The 18,351-nt window shown below is 50.4% G+C and carries 13 protein-coding genes; 5 read left to right on the forward strand and 8 right to left on the reverse strand.

Annotation, left to right across the window (positions count from 1 at the left end; genetic code table 11):
* Nucleotides 1–119: 119 nt before the first annotated feature.
* The 3 genes from ACTNDI_RS07255 to ACTNDI_RS07265 all read right to left on the reverse strand — a co-directional run bounded on the left by ACTNDI_RS07255 (nt 120) and on the right by ACTNDI_RS07265 (nt 3,088).
* Complete coding sequence (locus ACTNDI_RS07255) at nt 120–779, reverse strand: PulJ/GspJ family protein (protein WP_441100254.1); 660 nt, start codon at nt 777–779, stop codon at nt 120–122.
* Between the two features lie 195 nt (nt 780–974).
* A complete protein-coding gene (locus ACTNDI_RS07260; RefSeq protein ID WP_441100256.1) occupies nt 975–1,355 on the reverse strand; it encodes a hypothetical protein in 381 nt (126 codons plus the stop codon).
* Nucleotides 1,356–1,735: 380 nt separating this feature from the next.
* Complete coding sequence (locus ACTNDI_RS07265; RefSeq protein ID WP_441100258.1) at nt 1,736–3,088, reverse strand: hypothetical protein; 1,353 nt, start codon at nt 3,086–3,088, stop codon at nt 1,736–1,738.
* Nucleotides 3,089–3,770: 682 nt separating this feature from the next.
* Between ACTNDI_RS07265 and ACTNDI_RS07270 the strand changes: the two genes are divergently transcribed.
* The 3 genes from ACTNDI_RS07270 to ACTNDI_RS07280 all read left to right on the forward strand — a co-directional run bounded on the left by ACTNDI_RS07270 (nt 3,771) and on the right by ACTNDI_RS07280 (nt 7,755).
* Nucleotides 3,771–4,217, forward strand: a complete 447-nt coding sequence (locus tag ACTNDI_RS07270; protein WP_441100259.1) for an RrF2 family transcriptional regulator — start codon at nt 3,771–3,773, stop codon at nt 4,215–4,217.
* Between the two features lie 231 nt (nt 4,218–4,448).
* Entirely contained in the window at nt 4,449–6,356 is a 1,908-nt protein-coding gene (locus ACTNDI_RS07275; RefSeq protein WP_441100261.1) for an acyl-CoA dehydrogenase family protein, read from the forward strand.
* A 178-nt stretch (nt 6,357–6,534) separates the two neighbouring features.
* Nucleotides 6,535–7,755 carry an FprA family A-type flavoprotein gene (locus ACTNDI_RS07280; RefSeq protein WP_441100262.1) on the forward strand — a complete coding sequence of 407 codons (1,221 nt, stop codon included), beginning with the start codon at nt 6,535–6,537 and terminating at the stop codon, nt 7,753–7,755.
* A 181-nt stretch (nt 7,756–7,936) separates the two neighbouring features.
* Here the strand turns inward: ACTNDI_RS07280 and ACTNDI_RS07285 are convergent, their stop codons facing one another.
* The gene (locus tag ACTNDI_RS07285) at nt 7,937–9,064 is read right to left on the reverse strand and encodes a GGDEF domain-containing protein (RefSeq protein ID WP_441100264.1); all 1,128 of its coding nucleotides are present in this window, start codon (nt 9,062–9,064) and stop codon (nt 7,937–7,939) included.
* A 458-nt stretch (nt 9,065–9,522) separates the two neighbouring features.
* Here ACTNDI_RS07285 and ACTNDI_RS07290 point away from each other — a divergent pair, with 458 nt between their 5' ends.
* Entirely contained in the window at nt 9,523–12,378 is a 2,856-nt protein-coding gene (locus ACTNDI_RS07290) for an EAL domain-containing protein (RefSeq protein WP_441100266.1), read from the forward strand.
* A gap of 87 nt (nt 12,379–12,465) precedes the next feature.
* On the opposite strand, the gene ACTNDI_RS07295 is transcribed toward ACTNDI_RS07290, so the two are convergent.
* The 3 genes from ACTNDI_RS07295 to ACTNDI_RS07305 form a co-directional block, all read right to left on the reverse strand.
* A complete protein-coding gene (locus ACTNDI_RS07295; RefSeq protein ID WP_441100268.1) occupies nt 12,466–14,391 on the reverse strand; it encodes an oleate hydratase in 1,926 nt (641 codons plus the stop codon).
* A gap of 123 nt (nt 14,392–14,514) precedes the next feature.
* A complete protein-coding gene (locus ACTNDI_RS07300) occupies nt 14,515–15,675 on the reverse strand; it encodes a GGDEF domain-containing protein (RefSeq protein WP_441100270.1) in 1,161 nt (386 codons plus the stop codon).
* Nucleotides 15,672–15,881: a DUF6219 family protein gene (locus ACTNDI_RS07305; protein ID WP_441100272.1), complete on the reverse strand. Its 210-nt coding sequence runs from the start codon at nt 15,879–15,881 to the stop codon at nt 15,672–15,674. Before ACTNDI_RS07305 ends, ACTNDI_RS07300 begins: the two co-directional genes overlap by 4 nt.
* Before the next feature lie 460 nt (nt 15,882–16,341).
* Here ACTNDI_RS07305 and ACTNDI_RS07310 point away from each other — a divergent pair, with 460 nt between their 5' ends.
* Complete coding sequence (locus ACTNDI_RS07310; RefSeq protein ID WP_441100273.1) at nt 16,342–17,763, forward strand: S-layer homology domain-containing protein; 1,422 nt, start codon at nt 16,342–16,344, stop codon at nt 17,761–17,763.
* Between the two features lie 95 nt (nt 17,764–17,858).
* On the opposite strand, the gene ACTNDI_RS07315 is transcribed toward ACTNDI_RS07310, so the two are convergent.
* A partial coding sequence (locus ACTNDI_RS07315) for a group II intron maturase-specific domain-containing protein (RefSeq protein ID WP_441100274.1) occupies nt 17,859–18,351 on the reverse strand: 493 nt, incomplete at its 5' end.

The following is an 18,351-nucleotide window of genomic DNA, read 5'->3' on the forward strand; positions in this document are numbered from 1 at the left end:
ATATCGGCTTGTGTCACCATATGCGCACCTTTTCTGAGATCCGGGCTGATTCAGTTTCCCGTATTCTCTCTGCTATCTGCCCTATTAGTTTCCCGTACTCACCCTGCTGTCTGTCCCTATTAGTTTCCCGTACTCGCCCTGCTGTCTGCCGCTGCCGGATAGCCTGCGATTACTGCGGTCTTTACCGTTTCCGACTCCACTACAGTATTCTCGTCCCCGTGCAGAACCGAGATCGTATACGTGAAATACGGGTTCGAATTCGAAAACTTTGTCTCTGAATCGCCGCCCGGCACATTGCCTCCGGAAGCCTCCGCTGCGGACGGTGTAATCGAAATATCCTTGATCTGAAGCTTCAGGTTCTGTGTTCTCGTCTTTGTTGTGACAATTGGAATCGCGCCGGTCGCAGAAGACGACCCGCTTGCGGAGGGATCGGATGAACTGCTCTGAGCGTCGGTCATATATATGGTGTCCCCTTCATTATGGATATGTACCTCATATCCGCGATTTCCGGAAAAGAAGGATACATCAGCTCCATCAGACCCGAAATTCAGTGTAGAGAGATCCGCCGTGGCAAAATCATCGTCCACTGCAGCGATCGCCGTTCCGAGAAGCGTCTGTGCCTCGGCCTTCAGCGTCATGCGCCGGTAGGTACGTACCGCGGCTGTCACCCCTGCAACGACAGCCAGTGTTGCCAGAGACATCAGAAGCACAGTCACGAGCATCTCCATGAGGGAAAAACCCTTCCGCGATTTTATTGTTTTTATTCTATTACGGTTCATAGAATCACCTCGTCTGCGTCTCATGATCCTCTCTGCTCTTTTCCGGCGTCTGCCTGCACTGCTTGTTCTGCTCGGTCAACTCTCCCGGTAGCCACATCTGCCTGCGGCATGCCTCGCATCTGTCCTGTTTATCCCATCTGGTCAGCTATCCCGGCAATCATATAAGTCTGCAACATCCTTCGCATCTGCCCTGTTTCAGCTGTCCGCCGGGAAAAACACCGTATTTCCGTCTTTCTCAGTCTGCACGTTAACCTTTTCATGAATTTCGCGCAGGCTAGTGTCATTCTCTCTGGCTGCTGGCGTGAGGGTTATTTCTTTAGAGTTGTTCTGGCTGCTGCTTTCAACCGCCAGCTCATTATGCTCCTTGATGTAACCGGAGTAGGCGGACCCGGATCTCGTGACCACCCGGCGGGAGGCCTGCACCATCGTAACCAGAAGAATGGAAGCGAGCGACACGATCAGAACCGCTACCAGTGTCTCTGTCAGACTTTCGCCCGCCTTTGAACCAAGCTTCACCCGCACGGAGCCTCCAAAACTGCCCCTTTGTCCGGCACTGTTCACAGCGTTATGCTTCACGTTTCGCATCCTTGTCATAAGCCTGTTCATGCCTGGTTTCTTTCGTGAAAGTTTCTGCTTTTGTATTCCTGTCTCGTCATGTATACTTCTCTGTCCGGATATGACCGTAATGTCTTGCATACGTTTCTGTCTGGGTATGACCGCTACGTCTGGCACTCTTTTCTGTCTGGATATGCTTGTTTCGTCTGGTACTCTTTTCTGTATGGGTATGACCGTTTCATCTTGCATTTTTCTCTGTTTTCCCTGCATTCTTCTCACTGTCCCTTAATCATCCGTCCATCTCCAAAGGACATTCGCCGGATCCTTATGGGCCCGACAGATCCCTATGAGCCTTCCGGATTCTAATAATCCCGTCAGATCCTTATGTACCTGCCAGATCCTTATGATCCCGCCGGATTCTGCGCGGCAATCGCGGAGCCGGTGTAGACCTTTGCTTCTCCCCATCCGAATCCGCTCAGTGTCACACTTCTGGTAACAGTCACCTTGTAGGTAACGGAGCCATCCGTATCATCCTTGTTCTGGGGCGATACTTCTGATGGCGCGCCGGATCCTCCTGTTGTTCCGGAAACTGCGATGGGAGCAGATGCCCCCGATTCTGCGGTGTCTTTATTTTCTTCGGTGTCTGTATCCTGTGTGTACTGCAGTTCTCCGCCGTTCGCAGGAATCTTCATCAGACATCTTGCCGACGCGTTTTTAAACGTGGAAATCTGTTGCCCATTTTTATCATCTTTATAAGGATAAATCTGCGCCTCGATGTTCAGATCTTTGTCCATGTAAAAATCCACGCAGACCTTAAGTGCTTCGCTGTCATTTCCAACGTTCAAAATATACGACTGTTTTTTGAACGCAGAGTCAGTCAGGGAATTGTCCACTGAATCACTGTGGCCGTACATCCAGGTATGATTGCCCGGAACATCATCGCGGGTCCAATTGTAAGCATTATCGCCGGGAAATCCAGAATCAGCAACTTGCTGCCCAAGTTTTCCATCATCCTTCAAGACATAGTTGTACCAGAAGGAATCGATAACCTCTCCCGCACGAACGATTTCATACCCGGTGAGATTCAGTCTGGAATCCACAGTCTCGCCGGTCGTACTCTGAAGATTCGCAAACGGAGATTCCGGAAGCCTTCCGTTCAGGTAATCCGAAGTGCCTGCCTGTGATGTGCCGGAACTGTCGACCGTATTTCCTCCCGGAGTTTCAGTGGTTCCCGTTGAAACCGTCCCTCCGGATTCTGGAGTAGAAGCTGCTCCGGACGTACCGGCATCAGCAGTTCTGGAATCGACATAGGTTCCGTCTTCATTTACTCTCCGATAGAAAGAAAACTGCACAGTCGCCGTCAGGGTATTGTCCGCCGGGTTGCAGACAATCTGCGTAATGTCTCCTGCCTTGCCGGTGCTGACTTTGGCACTTTTTCCGGCGTCATCACTCGTTCCGTCCTCATCGCTTTTTTCGGAAGCTTCGAGTCCCAGAAGTCCCGGAAGAATCTTCTCATCCGTTAGATTCTTCCCCGCCATGCGACGCACGACAAGTCTTGCCGTAGAATACACAGCATCCTTATCTCGTTCCGTCGAGGACAAATTCTTCATTCGACCTACCGATGAAGCCGCCACGGCGAGAATCACGGACCCGACAACCGCGCATACCAGGAAAAACAGCAATGCCACGGACAGGCTTGCGCCCTCCTCCGACTTTATTTTTCTCTGAATCAGGATAGTTCTTATCTTCTTCATAATATTTCTAACGCTCATACGTTTTTCACAAAAATGAATAAGCGGTAAATCACACCGCGCTGCAAGAAAGATAAGGTCTTAATCACACCGCGCTGCACACCCTTGCGCCTGTTCGGTTAATTCGGTTAAATACAAAAAAATATAACGATAATATTACATTTTCAATAATAGCAACAAAGCTATCTCACGTCAAATTTTCCTTGATTTTTAATGATTCCGGGTGATTTATGCCCCACAAAATCGAACTGTTCTCTCTGACGGTATGTTCTGAGTTCCCGGAAGCGGGGTCGCTATCGGCTGCCATCATCAGAGATGTTGGACCGCCTGATTATTCTCAGTATTCTGCACAATAATATCAGACAATAATCATGATATTTGCACGAATTTGCAATTCTCGCCCTCCTTATTGTTGACTAAAATGCTCCAGTATATTACAGTTATCTTATAAATTATTTGACGCCAACGAATATCTCATAAATTATTTGACGGCAACAAATAACAGGCTGATCAAAACAATCTGATTCACTTACTGATTCATCAGCCGATTCACAGACTGATCCACAAGCCAATATACAGACCGATTCACAGACTGATCCACAAGCCAATATACAGACCGATTCACAGACTGATTCACAAGCTGATTTACAGATCGATTCACAGACCAAACAAAAGGAAGAAAACAATGCTGATCACCCGGGAAACTGACTACGCTTTACGAATTCTCCGCGCTCTGGCGGACGGAGAACGGCACAATGTCAAAGAGCTCTGCGAGAGCGAGGCCGTTCCGCTTCAGTTCGCGTATAAGATTCTGCGGAAACTGACGGAAGCGGGAATTGTGAAGAGCGTCCGGGGCGTCAATGGAGGAACAGAGCTCACCGCCGATCTCAGCAGACTTACCCTTCTGGACGTCATCCGGATCACGGAATCCGACTCTTATATCTCTGACTGCATGAGCCCCGGCTATCACTGCACCTGGTCCGCGAAGAACTGCAGGAAATGCACGATCCATTCCAGACTCTGCGGGATTCAGCAGAAGCTTGATCACGAGCTCGCGAAACTATCTATCCGCGACCTTTTGAAGACCGGTCCAGATACAACGAAATCCGCCCCACCCCGTCATTTGAATTGAGTCTGAATTGAGGTCTTCCTGTACATGAAATTTACCTTATGACCGTTGCTGACAGCTGCTGACAGCAGCCGGGTCGTTGGAATTGTATTGACCGTGCATCTGCTGTATACAAAGAGCATCGCGATGGCGGAAAACCCCGAAATGTGTTTTATCTCACTCTGAATGTGTTTAAATTTTTGTGTTTCATCTGATTTTGGAAATGAAAAATATTCAGGAAAAGGAGGCAGGTCTATGAACTACGCAACCACACAGAAACAGGAGGAACTCCGCGCGAAGGTACGCGCCTTTGCCGAAGCCGAAATCAAACCATACTCTTTCGAATGGGACAAGGGCAATATTTTCCCGTCAGAGGTTGTTCGCAAGATGACCGATCTAGGCATCATGGGACTTCCCTACCCGAAGGAATACGGCGGCGCAGGGCTTGACGTAACAAGCTACGCCATCGCCGTGGAGGAGCTCTCCAGAGTCGATGCCGGCGTGGGCGTTATCCTCTCCGCGCACACTTCTCTGGGAACCTGGCCCATCGCCGCGTACGGAACCGAGGAGCAGAAGCAGAAATATCTTGTTCCTCTCGCGAAGGGCGAGAAGCTCGGCGCATTCGGCCTTACCGAGCCGAATGCCGGTTCGGATGCCGGCGGCACGGAGACCACCGCTGTACTGCAGGGCGACTATTACCTGCTCAACGGTGAGAAGATCTTCATCACCAACGGCGGAGAGGCCGACATCTACGTAATCTTCGCCCTCACCACGCCGGGAATCGGCTCCAGAGGCATCAGTGCCTTCATCGTCGAAAAGGGCATGCCCGGATTTGAATTCGGCGATCACTACGACAAGCTCGGCATCCGTTCCTCCGCAACAGCCCAGCTCCTGTTCAACAATGTGAAAGTTCCGAAGGAAAATCTCCTCGGGCAGGAAGGTCAGGGATTCAAGATTGCCATGAACACACTTGACGGCGGACGCATCGGCATCGCCGCACAGGCGCTTGGCATCTCACAGGGAGCGTTTGAGAGCGCAATCGCTTACTCCAAGGAGCGCGTGCAGTTCCATAAGCCAATTGCCTTCCAGCAGGCGATCTCCTTCAAGATCGCAGATATGGCGACAAAGATCCGGGCATCCCGGATGCTCGTCTACAGCGCCGCGGAGCTGAAGCAGAACCATGAGCCCTATGCAATGGAGGCCGCAATGGCAAAGCAGTACGCTTCGGATACCGCCGTGGAGGTCTGCGACGAGGCACTGCAGATTCACGGCGGCAACGGCTACCTGAAGGGCATGGATGTTGAAAGATTTTACCGCGACGCGAAGATCACAACCATCTATGAGGGAACCAACGAGATTCAGCGTCTTGTCATCTCGACCGCGATCCTCGGAAAGGCTCCGAAGGAGGCTTCTGCTCCGCTCTTCCAGCAGCAGCCGAATGTCACCGGCGCTCGCAGAAAAAAGATCCTCAAGGACGGCTCCGCACAGGAACGTGTCGAGGAACTGGTAAAGGATCTGAAAAAGGATGGCTATGACTTCACGGTCGGCATCCCGAAGGACACCCCGATCGCGAAGGCGGAACGTGTGGTATCCGCAGGAAAGGGCATCGGTCCGAAGGAGAACATGAAGCTGATCGAGGATCTGGCGGCAGCCGCCGGCGCAGCCATCGGCTCCTCCCGTCCGGTATCCGAAACTCTTCACTACGTACCGCTCAACCGCTACGTCGGCATGTCCGGGCAGAAGTTCTCCGGCAACCTGTATATCGCCTGCGGCATCTCCGGAGCTGTTCAGCACCTGAAGGGCATCCGTGAGGCATCCACCATTGTCGCGATCAACAAGAATCCGAACGCGCCGATCTTCAAGAACTGCGATTACGGTATCGTCGGAGATGTGAACGAGATTCTCCCGCTTCTTACAGAAGCACTCGACACGGGCGAGAAGAAACCCGCTCCGCCGATGAAGAAGATCAAACGCGCTCAGCCCAAGAAGATGAAACCGCCGTACAGCCTCTATGTATGCGACGGATGCGGATACGAATACGATGCTGCCATCGGAGACCCGGCTGCCGACATCAGGCCAGGAACCCTCTTCGAGAAGCTTCCGGAGGACTGGGTATGTCCGGAATGCGCGGAACCAAAGGCAAACTTCACAAAGGTGGAATAATTCACGGATTCAGACAACGGATATGACAAATTCCAGAACCGGCATATCGAAAACCTGCAAAAGGCAGACATGTCGAAGATCTGCGAAAGACAGGCATATAAAGGACGGGCATGTCGAATCATCAGTATGGCATTAAAGGACAGGCATGTCGAATCATCATTATATAGGAGGAAACCATATGCATTGTGTAAGACAGGTGACGGACAATCTGTGGTGGGTCGGCGCGAATGATCATCGCACTCATCTCTTCGAGAATATTCACCCGATACCGAGAGGAGTCAGCTATAACGCATATCTGCTGAAGGATAAGCAGAACGTACTTTTTGACACCGTTGACTGGTCGGCCTGCCGCCAGATGCTCGAGAACATCGAGTATCTTCTGGACGGCGCGAAGCTCGACGCTCTGGTGGTCAACCACCTGGAGCCTGACCACGCGGCATCTCTTCAGGAGGTACTGCTCCGCTACCCCGACTGCCGCATCTACTGCACGGAAAAAGGATTTATGCTGATGCATCAGTTCGGTTTTCACACGGACGGACACGAAACCATTGAGGTGAAGGAAGGCGACACTGCCTGCTTCGGAGATCATACCGTCGCCTTCGTGCAGGCACAGATGGTGCACTGGCCGGAGGCAATGGTCACCTTCGACACCACGAACGGCGTTCTCTTCTCCGCGGACGCCTTCGGCTCCTTCATCGCTCTGGACGGAAAGCTTTTCAATGACGAGGTGAATTACGACCGCGACTGGATCGACGAGTCCAGACGCTATCTCACCAACATCGTGGGGAAATACGGTCCGCATATTCAGAAGCTTCTGAAGAAGGCAGCTCCCCTGCTTCCGCAGATCAAATATATCTGCCCGCTTCACGGACTGGTGTGGCGCAGCGATTTTGACTATCTGCTGGACAAATACCAGCACTGGAGCACCTATGAGCCGGAGGAGAAGGCGGTCATGATCTGCTACGCCTCCATGTACGGCAATACCGAGGCGGCTGCCCAGGCGCTGGCCGCAAAGCTGGCGGAGCTCGGCGTCACCAACACGGTCGTATACGATGTGTCGAACACACACGTATCCTACCTGATCTCCGAGACCTTCCGTGTCAGCCACATCGTCCTGGCCTCGGTCACCTATAACCTCGGCATCTATCCGGTGATGCACAACTATCTGATGGATATGAAGGCGCTGAACCTCCAGAAACGAACCTTCGCCATCATCGAAAACGGCTCCTGGGCATGCAAGTCAGGGGATCTGATGCAGGACTTCCTCAACAACGAGCTGAAGGACATGACCATCCTGAATGAAAGGCTGTCGCTCGCCTCCGCGATGAAGGAAGAACAGGAAGACGATCTGACCAGCCTTGCCGAAGCAATCCGGGATTCCCTGAACGAAGTCTCCTGATCCGGGAATTTCTGAAGGAACCCCCTGATTCAGGATTTTCTGAAGGGACCCCCTGATCCGGGATTTCCTGAACGAAGCCCCCTGATCCTTAACAGAATACCCTCTCCGCTGCGAAATCATCAAGAGCGTACCCGGTAAGAACAGCACACGGGAAAACAGCTTAACCGGCTGTCTTCTCCGTTCACCTTCTTCCGCGTACGCTCTTGTGATGCGTTTCCTTTACCAGATAGAGCTCCCTGTCCGCCTTGTGAACCAGCCTTCTGAGCTCCTCCTCGCTTTCCACTCTTTCTCCTACGAATCCGGCACTGCACCGGATCGGGACTGAAATTCCGGGAACGGAGGCGGCTGAAACAGCATCCTGCCAGCTGTCAATACGGTGCTGAAACTCCTCCGACTGATCCGTTTTCATGAGAACCAGAAATTCGTCTCCTCCATAACGAAAGCAGCAATTTCTCGGAAAATACCGCGTGAGCAAAGACGCCACGCACATCAGCACCTGATCTCCCGCCTCATGTCCCGCTTCATCATTATACCGTTTGAAATAATCGACATCCGCCATCATTACGGCGACCTGACCGCCGACATAATTCTGAAAAACTGTCCGGAGAGCCATCCGGTTTCCGATACCCGTCAGAGCATCTGTCATGGAAAGGATCTCCAGCTTTTTATTCAGGTTCTCCACCTCTATACACTGCCGGATCTGCCTTACTTCAATGTGGTAGCGGGTGATCATGCCGGCGCATAGAAGCAGAGCGAGTGCCAGATAATTCAGGAAACTGATTCTCGCCGCTCCGTCTTCCAATTCCAGAGCAATGAAGAAAATACCGTGTGCCGACAGAATCAGAGCGATACTCATCAGCGGAGGCATCGTAACGAAACAGGTAAACACAATTTCCACTATGAAAAAGGTCAGCATCTGCTCTCCGGACACATAATGGCGCAGCGACGCCGCCATACCCCAGAAAACCAGAATTCCGTAATAAAGAATGATAATCACATTTTCGCGCAGAAGATGCTTATTCAGGCTGATCTCATTCCGCGAAATTCTTGTCATATGCACCGTGATATATACACTTACCAAAATACATGTCAGGGCGCTGATCACACTCCGCCAATAATGCAGAACAGCGAAATAGTAATGAACGCAGAACAGGGTCAGAATCACAATCTCAACTGCCGTAACCGCAGCTGAAATCTTCTTCAGGCGATAGACATTATCCCGGATGATTTCATCCTTCACATTTCTCGAAACATCCGGAAAAATCGTAAGCTTAAGTTTTTGAAAGAAGAAAGATATTTTTTCACGCATAATTATATTTCCATTTCGAATACGCCAGGAAAACTGCAAGTGTTTTCATAAGGCTCCTCTATTTTTCAACAAGCTTACAAGCTTATCTATCAGTATACCATAAAACGGCGAACGAAGTCTTAAGAATTAGAAGACCCCCCCCCAAAAAAAAAAAACAGCACTTCCGGTACAACTATACCAGGTTTATTCCAATACTTATGTCAAATTTCTTTCAAGTATATGCCAGGTTTCTTCCGGGTACATATCAGGCTTTTCCGATGCTTACATGTACACACTTTCCTCTAATAATGCTATAATAAAAATAGTTTTTATTTACGCGAACAGTGAGCCGCAGCCGAATGCGAAGTATTCGTGTGCGGCGAGCATCGCGATAGCGAGATAAAACTCGCGCAGCGTGTTTTATCTCGTTTCATACAGTTTGTGGCACAATTATCACATCGTGTTTTACCGGAGAATCTATGAAAGTACGTAGAGAGAAGTTTCTGCAAAGGCTGGCAAAATTAATCGTCGGGAGAGACCTGGATCTTTCTGCAGACAAGGATCCCCGCCTTAAGTCTGATATCCTCAAAAACAGCATATTTTACAGCATCACCGCGTGTATTCTTCTCTGCATACTCGCACTGATCGGAGTGATCGGCTCTGTTTTATCCTTAGACAAGGGCTATGTGCTCTCCGGTGTCAACGCCACCTCTGCCTACCTTATCCTGTTTCTGACCAACGTTGTCTTCCTGCGGCTGGTGCTGTATGAGCAGAAAAGGCCCGGGGATGATATCACACGCGGTCATGCCGCGCTGATCTTCCATCTCTTCTGCGGCATCAACATGATTCTGTCAAGTATGACCTTTTTTACCACTCAGAAGAACAGCAGTTTTTTCTTTGAATACATTCTTGTCACGATCATCGTCTATCTGCTGCCGCTCTCGGATATTCCGTCTTTTATCCGGAATGCCGCGATCAACATTGTGTCGATGATCTTTGTTCTGTGCTTCCTGCATCATAATATTGCGTGGCAGGATCTGGTCGATATCATTGCCCTGCATCTGATCTGCGGCTTTGTCAACTGGGTCCGTTGGATTTCCTTTCTTCATACAGAAGGCATGCTGTTCTCCATTGAGAGCAAGAGGGATCTCTATTACACCAAGAGCAGGACAGACGCGCTTACCACCCTTCTTAACCGCTATGCGCTGCGGAAGGATTTTCCCGGCTACATCAACCAGAAGCTGTCTCTGGCACTGATCGATCTGGATTCCTTCAAGCAATACAACGACAATTACGGTCATGAATACGGGGACAAGGTGCTCGAGAAGACCGGGAAAAAACTCAGACATGTTTTTCATGATTACGAGGATCGCTGCTATCGATATGGCGGAGATGAGTTTCTGATCATCTCCAGGGACAATGCCCAGTCGTTCAGCCAGAAACTCCGCGAGTTCCAGAATTCCTGCGCGGAAACCGGGGATGATCACCCCTTTACCTGCAGCATCGGATATTGTGTCGGTATTCCTCATGCGGAATCCGATCTGCGCGCTCTGATAAAAATCGCCGACAATTACCTCTATAAGGCAAAAAGCGACGGAAAAGGCACGATGCAGGGGACGCTGTCTCTGGTCAATGCCTCGATCCGGATGATGACAGACCAGCTTCTATCCCCAGCTGCCATAAAAAACACGGATGACGCCGTAAAATTTTTCACCCAGAATAAAATGGCAGGCAAATCATGGTCAATTGCCTATCTGAACGTCAACCGTTTTGCGGAAATCAATGAAACCATTGGCACCCGGAACGGACAAATCATCCTTCAGGCCATTCTTAATACACTCCTGCGGAATTTTCCCGACTCGATCCTCTTCACCCGCGAGCTGGATCATTTTGTACTGTATGCGACAGTCCCGGATTCTGAATTCACGGACCGGATCCGAAAAGTTCAGTCCGACGTCGCCGCTCTGGAAAGCAGCCGGGTTGTCATTCTCCGTGCCGGAATTTATCACCATCACGATACTGACGCTCCTGCAGACTTCATCACCGGTATGTACAACGCGAGATATGCGGCAAATCAGGCATATAATGTCACCTCAGGCGACAACTATCTCTGCATCTACGATGCAGTACTGGAGCAGAAACGTGCGAGGGAAAACTTTGTACACAACAATTTCATCGCTGCCTTGGAGGCAGGCCATTTTGTTCCGTACTACCAGCCGATCGTCGGATCCCTTTCCGGAACCACCTGCGGATTTGAGGCACTGAGCCGGTGGATCGATCCGGAGAAGGGCATGATTTCTCCCGCTGATTATGTTCCTTACCTGGAAGAAAGCTTCGAGGCTTACCGTCTCGATCTGTACCTTCTGGAACAGGTGTGCAGGGATATCCGGAAATACAGCGATAAGTTCCCGAGAAAGCTTTTTGTCAATGTTAATCTGTCTCAGACCGATTTCAAAATCATGAATATGCCGGAGGAAATCGAGCGCATTGTCTCGCGTTATGAGATCCCAAGGGAACAGATTCAGTTCGAGATCACGGAATCCGCCTTCGCGGAGACAAATCTGATTCATGATGCCGTGAAGCAGCTGAACGAGCACGGCTACCGGGTGTGGATGGATGATTTCGGTGTCGGAGAATCTTCTCTGTCCGCCTTCCATAATTATGAGGTCCAGGGCGTGAAGATTGACCAGTCCTTCTTCCGGGATCTCTCGAATCAGCGAACCAAAATCATCATTCAAAGCATCGTTGATCTCTGCCATGAGACCGGCAGCATGATGATCGCGGAGGGAATTGAAACCAGAGAACAGCTCTGGTATGCACAGCAATGGGGTATGAACTTCATTCAGGGCTTTTTCTTCAGCAGACCGATCCCGCTCAAGGATCTGATTGGCAGTCCTTTCGTCAGCAACGTTACAGACGAAGATACGGACCGCTTCTATCAGACCATGGCTGAGGTGAGTCTCGTGAATAATTTGCCTTTCCGCTATCAGAATCCGCAGAATCATCAGCCTCTTCTTCTGGCAAGAGCCGTCATTGTCCTCAATCCGGATCAACAGCTGGCACTCCTCCGCATCGACAAGGATATGCAGGATCTGCTGAAGGACTCTGTGATCGCCGTGAACAAATATCAGTACTCCCTCAGGCAGGATTTCAGTCTTTATGCGATCCTGACTGACGTGATCCGCAAAGTCGACGCGAAGCATCCGGCCTTTGATTTCAGCGTCGAGCTCAATAATCAGAAGTATCACGCAATGCTCAGCTTTCTCGCAGAAAAAAGCAATGGCGAAATGGCAGGTTTTCTGCTGACCCTTGCCAATTTCGTCATTGCTCCATAAATCCCGGAATTATCATATTCCGGGATCATTATGTTCCGGAATCACGCTTCCGGGGATCATCTCTTCCCGGAGTCATGCTTCCTTAAATTATTTCTTCTTCAGATGCTTCAGCGCCGTCACGCCTGCCGCAACCGCGACAGCCGCTCCGACAGCCTTGGTGACCGCGCTGTTCTTCACGTCTTCCACCGCCTCGGCAGCCTTCTTCTTGTCGATCACCGGTTCAAAGTCCTTTTCCTCTGCCGCTCCGAGACGGATCAGAAGCGTCTCCAGATCCGTGTTGCGCGCGAGCTTCAGAGCGCCCATGATGGCCGCCTTCTCACCTGCCCCGATCGGCCAGTCCTTAATCATCTTGCCGTCGTTCATCTTCACACCTGCAGTGATCAGATCGCGGATATCATAAATGGATCCCCACACCTCCGGAACTCCCCGGTCTACCTTGCAGAGGGTATAGACCGCTTCCATACCTGTGCGGATGGAGTATTCTGTCGTGAATACCGTATCCCGCGGAGTCTCCGCATACTGTCCGAGGAAGGCCAGATTCACGGATCCCTCCGGAACCACGAGCGGACGATCGCCATACTTTCTCGGCTCAAAGAAACTCGTTACGTAAGGCATCATGCATGGGGTGGTGTTGCACTCCTTGTCCGCAAGCTCATCGATATGATCTGCAGGAATTCCGAGATGATACAGCCACTCCGCACAGAGCTCACGGCCGCTGCACATGAACATCGGCTTCTGGACATAGTCGCCGCAGTCATCCCAGCAGTTCAGTCCGTAAACCCAGATCAGGCAGTGATCATCCGGCTGATCCTGGAACTGACCCTGGCGGTTGATTGTCCAGCTGATGAGCCAGCTGGAATCCTTCGCTGTCACGATTCCGCCGGTTACTACCTTTCCGGAGAGCGGATCTCTGTGGCAGATCTTCTCGATGGCCTCCAGAATCTCCTTGTTCGCCGTATCCACCGTCCAGGACTCCCAGCTGGTCTCCTTGATGTCCCGGAAGAATACGTCCGGATGACCGAAGGCGTCATCCTGAGCCGCCAGCTTCTTCCACAGCTCCACAGACGGGCCCTGTCCGTTCTCGATCTGAATCTCAGGCGCATGCGTCTGATCGCCGTAGGCAGAACCGTCGCCCTGCGAACCGTTTGTCACAAAGACCAGATCATCCTCAGTCAGATCAATGGCCTTATCCTCTCCGTCCTGTGTGTACTCCAGTCTGACAGCCTGTTTTCGCGAAGGCTTGCAGTCGCAGACAATATTCGTCACCTGTGTATTGTACTGGATCACCGCGCCGGCATCCTGGATATACTTCACCATCGGAAGGATCATCGACTCATACTGATTGTATCGTGTGAAGCGCAGCGCACTCAGATCCGGGAGTCCGTCGATGTGATGGACATAGCGCTGCATGTACTTCTTCATCTCGAGAGCACTGTGCCATTTCTCAAACGCGAACATGGTCTGCCAGTAGATCCAGAAGTTTGTCCGGTAAAAATCATCATCAAACATATCGTCGATGGTCTTGTCCGCCAGCTCCTCATCGCTGGCAAACATCAGCTTCAGCAGCTGCTTCTCCGCGTTCTTGTTCAGGTCATACTTCCGATCCGTGTGAGCATCCTGTCCCTGCTTCTCCGTTACACGGCAGAGGGAATAGTTCGGATCCTCCTTGTTCAGCTTGTAATACTCCGAAAAAATCGTTTCTCCGGGATTGACAATGGAGGGAATGGACCGGAACAGATCCCACATACATTCAAAATGATTATCCATCTCACGGCCGCCGCGCATGATGTATCCCTTCTGCGGGTCATGCAGACCGTCGCACGAACCTCCCGCAAGCGGAAGTGACTCGAACAGGGTGATATTCTCTCCCGGCATCTGTGCGTCCCGGATCAGATAACATGCAGCCGAAAGGCCTCCAAGGCCTGTTCCTATAATATACGCATGTTTCTTCTCAATTCCTTCCGGTTTCTCAGGTGTCGCAAATGCTTCATAATTTCCACTGCTGTAATACATGGCATGTACCTCCTGCATAACTGACCATCAGTCATTTTCGGATTCAGAATACAACAAAATAAATTCCCCGTCAAGAAAAACGGGGAATTTGACAGAAATTTTATACTTTTTAGAATCAGATAATCATTCAATTACGCCCGCGTTCTGCACCTTTTTGTCCTGATACAGAACTTCATCGGCGCGCTTTTTCACATCGATGATCTGCTCCCTCGGATCTGTGCACGAAGCATATCCGACAGAAACAGTAAGCGGAAAGGCAAACCGCCTCTCTTCGGAGATCTCTTTCAGATAACTGCGCAGCTCACGGGTGAGTGCTTCCGGATCGTGATCCTGAGGATCGACAAGAATGAATTCGTCCCCTCCGAAGCGTCCGATGACAAGCCCCTCATACGCGATCTTCTTCAATGCATCCGCGATTGCCACGAGCGCCCGGTCACCTTCCATGTGTCCGAACCGGTCATTGATCTTCTTGAACTGATTGATGTCGATGAGGTAAATCCACAGCGGTCTCTCCTCAGAGCAATGCTCCCAGTTGTGCTCCAGATACTCATCCACCCGATAACGGTTGTTGATCCGGGTAAGGGCGTCCGTATAAATATTCGCGTTCTGCATATCGATCAGTACCTTAATGATGGACGGCAGAATACCCAGAATGATATACGGCACATACGAAATAAAAAAGCTGATCACTGCTCCCACCGCCGGATAGACGATGCATTCCAGTATAACCAGATACCGCTGACGTCGGATCCTGTACTTTTCCTGTGCCAGCTTGTACAGTGTATGAAAAAAAGCAAAGCCCAGATAGAAGCAGTCTGCTATACTGTTAATCACATACAGAGCCGATGAAACACGCGCCTCTCCCATGATACCGGTGACATTCAGCACATACCATGCGGTGACAACGACCGTGACGAGATACGGAATCGAATACCAGATCCAGGTTCGGATATTCTGCATCCGAAATCCATCAATATAGAATTCCGCAAACCGGAACCAGCAGAAGGTGAACAAAGCGAGGATACCGGACTCGATATACTCCAGAACGACAACCAAGATCAGAGAGTCCGTATAAAATGACACAAAAACCCACAGGAAATCCGTGATGATATAGATAAAATAGACCCGGATGATTAACTTGAAAGCACCCGTCACGGACTCCCTGCCGAGATTTGACTGTACCCGACGGTAGACCTGTATCGCGATGATCAGGCAGACCGCCAGGAAGGAGAAGTAAAAAGGCTCATACGCTTCCGCGAAATGATACTGCATCGATATGTTCATGCATTCTCCACTGCTTCGCCTTCATCTCCATCCGCGTCAGTCTTTCTGAGCATTGAATGACCACTCACCACAGCTCCGATCATAAACAGCAGCGTAAGACATCCAAAGCAGCCATGTACCCTTCGGATCGGCTTGCAGATTCCGGAAAAGAACGTCAACAGCATACATACCAGTGCAAGAATTCCAAATTGCTTGTGTTTCTCCATGACAATACCTCCAGTGTAGAATGTACTGTATGCGATTGCGAATGCCTGTGGATTGCGAGAGTGCGAAGCACGGAGCAATCCGCAGCTTATACATTATGCGGCACTATATATCGCACAGTGGTTACCGGCTGCAAGAATTAGAACACAAATATCGATTAAATACACTGAACTTTTTGTGACCCGGCCTCAATCCTGACGCATCATATTACCGTTCACGCACCACCAGAACGGCTAAGATTGTACCGTACCTTTGCCGGAGCATCCCCTTGCCGTTAAAAGTTTATCCGTTTAAATTCCTGCCACATATTACAATTCAGGTATATTTATTTTACATTTCTCGAATCTCCTGTCTTTTTTCTCTTTTCGTGGTAAAATTCTTGTAGCCATATATCGTTCTAATATATGCATCGCGAGCCCTGCATCGTTCATGCGGGGTGATTTGGAAAGGGAGGAGAACTTTATGAAAAGAAAACTAGTTGTAGCAGCACTTGCCCTGTCAATCGCAATGAGTACGGTGACGGTACAGGCAGCAGATTTTGACCTCGGCAGCGCGCCCGGGTCCACGGGCTTCGATATCACAATTGTCGGGGCGGGAAATCCGGCTGACTCCGACAACACGGCGGACGCACCTGCCCAGGCAGGGACGAATGAAGAATCTGATACCGAGGGGCTAACCGGAACGGACGATGTGACAGAGTCAAACCTCGATCCGGATGAGCTCTATCCGGAAGGCACCCCAGAGGAAGCGAAAGCCGCGAGACTTGCCTCTGCGAGATTTTTGCTGGGTTCCGTCGGTCTGTTTGATTATTATCATTCCACCGATGCCCTGAATGCCATCTTTAATAGCACTTATGCGTCCTACACCACACCAGGTGCATATGGCGACGCCACCGATATGAACAATGTATACAACAGCCTTCAATTCATTGACGAGTGCAATGCTCTCCGCGCTAAGCACGGCCTTTCCGCTCTGAAGGTGACCGACGTTCTGATGGCCTGTGAGGAGGCAGATGTCAACTGGTCCAAGGACAACCTGCAGCACGCGAAGCAGTTTAATATGGGGGAGAATCTTTCCTGGGGATATCCCGATCCCTTCACCGGATGGTATGACCAGGAGAAGGCGGCATATGATTCCGGAGTCACCGATCAGCAGCAAATCGGTCATTACCTGAATATCATCGATCCCTCCTATACCACAACCGGTTTTGCGATCACGCAGCTTGGATCCAATCCCTATGGCGTAACGATGGGACAGTCTTTTCACTGGGCCGGTGAATCCGACGCTTATACCACAGACGAGTACAGAAACAGAATCAGTGCTTACGCGAATTACCTTTCCGAAACACTCTTTGAGGATGTGCCGAACCTGAACAGCTATTACTTTGATTCCGTATACTGGGCGCGTGAGAAGAGTATCACAAACGGCACAGGCAACAATCTTTATGGTCCTGACAATAACTGCTCTCGCGGTCAGATGGTTCTGTTCCTCTATAATATGAAAGGCAAGCCGTCCATTTCAACCCCGGCCTCCTTCAAAGACGTTTCCTCCACCGACTACTACGCAACTGCCGTTTCATGGGCAGCGGAGAATGGAATAACCTCGGGAAGCGGCAACGGGAAGTTCAGCCCGAAAAACCCCTGCACCAGAGCTCAGATGGTACAGTTCCTCTACAACCTGGCGGGAAGACCCGAAGTGACGACGTCTGAACCCGGCTTCTCAGATGTTTCCTCCGACAACATCTATGCACGTGCGATCGCCTGGGCGAAGGACAACAACATCACAAGCGGAACCGGCAACGGCAAATTCAGTCCGAACGTAAGCTGCAAGCGCGGACAGATGGCAGTATTTCTGAAGAACTACGCCGACAATATCGGAATCTGACAACGGTTTCCTATGGAAAACAGAATCGAGTAGGAGGCGGTGACTAACCGCCGTCCTCTCACAACACCGTACGTACCGTTCGGTATACGGCGCTTTCAATAGTTGGCGTGCACAGACTGATAGGCCGTGGCTAAATCATAGAAGCCACTGTTTATCAGTCTTTCTTTTGTCATAGCCATATTGACTGCGACTGTATGCGTCGTGAACCAATGGCCTTTTCGGCTGTTCCCAGCCTGCCATGCTAAGTCCTCGGGCACGCCCATCTTAATCAGATTACGTACCTTTGTCTTGGGCTTCTTCCATTGTTTCCATATACACATACGTATTCTGTGATAGAGCCTTTTGTTGATATCATCTATGTTGTTCTTCATGCTTGCTATACCGTAGTAGTTAAGCCATCCTCTCGCATATACCTTGATTTTCTCAAGACTAGGCTTGATGGTCTGCACAGACTTACGGGAAGATAAATCTTTCAGCTTTGACTTGAACTTCTTCCATGACTTTGGATGAACCCTGACATAAATGCCACTACCGTTCCTTCCCAATGCAAAGCCAAGGAATTTAAAATTTCGGATTGCAAACACGCTG

Origin of the sequence: Bilifractor sp. HCP3S3_D3, assembly GCF_052063915.1 — a bacterium.
GTDB lineage: Bacteria > Bacillota > Clostridia > Lachnospirales > Lachnospiraceae > Bilifractor.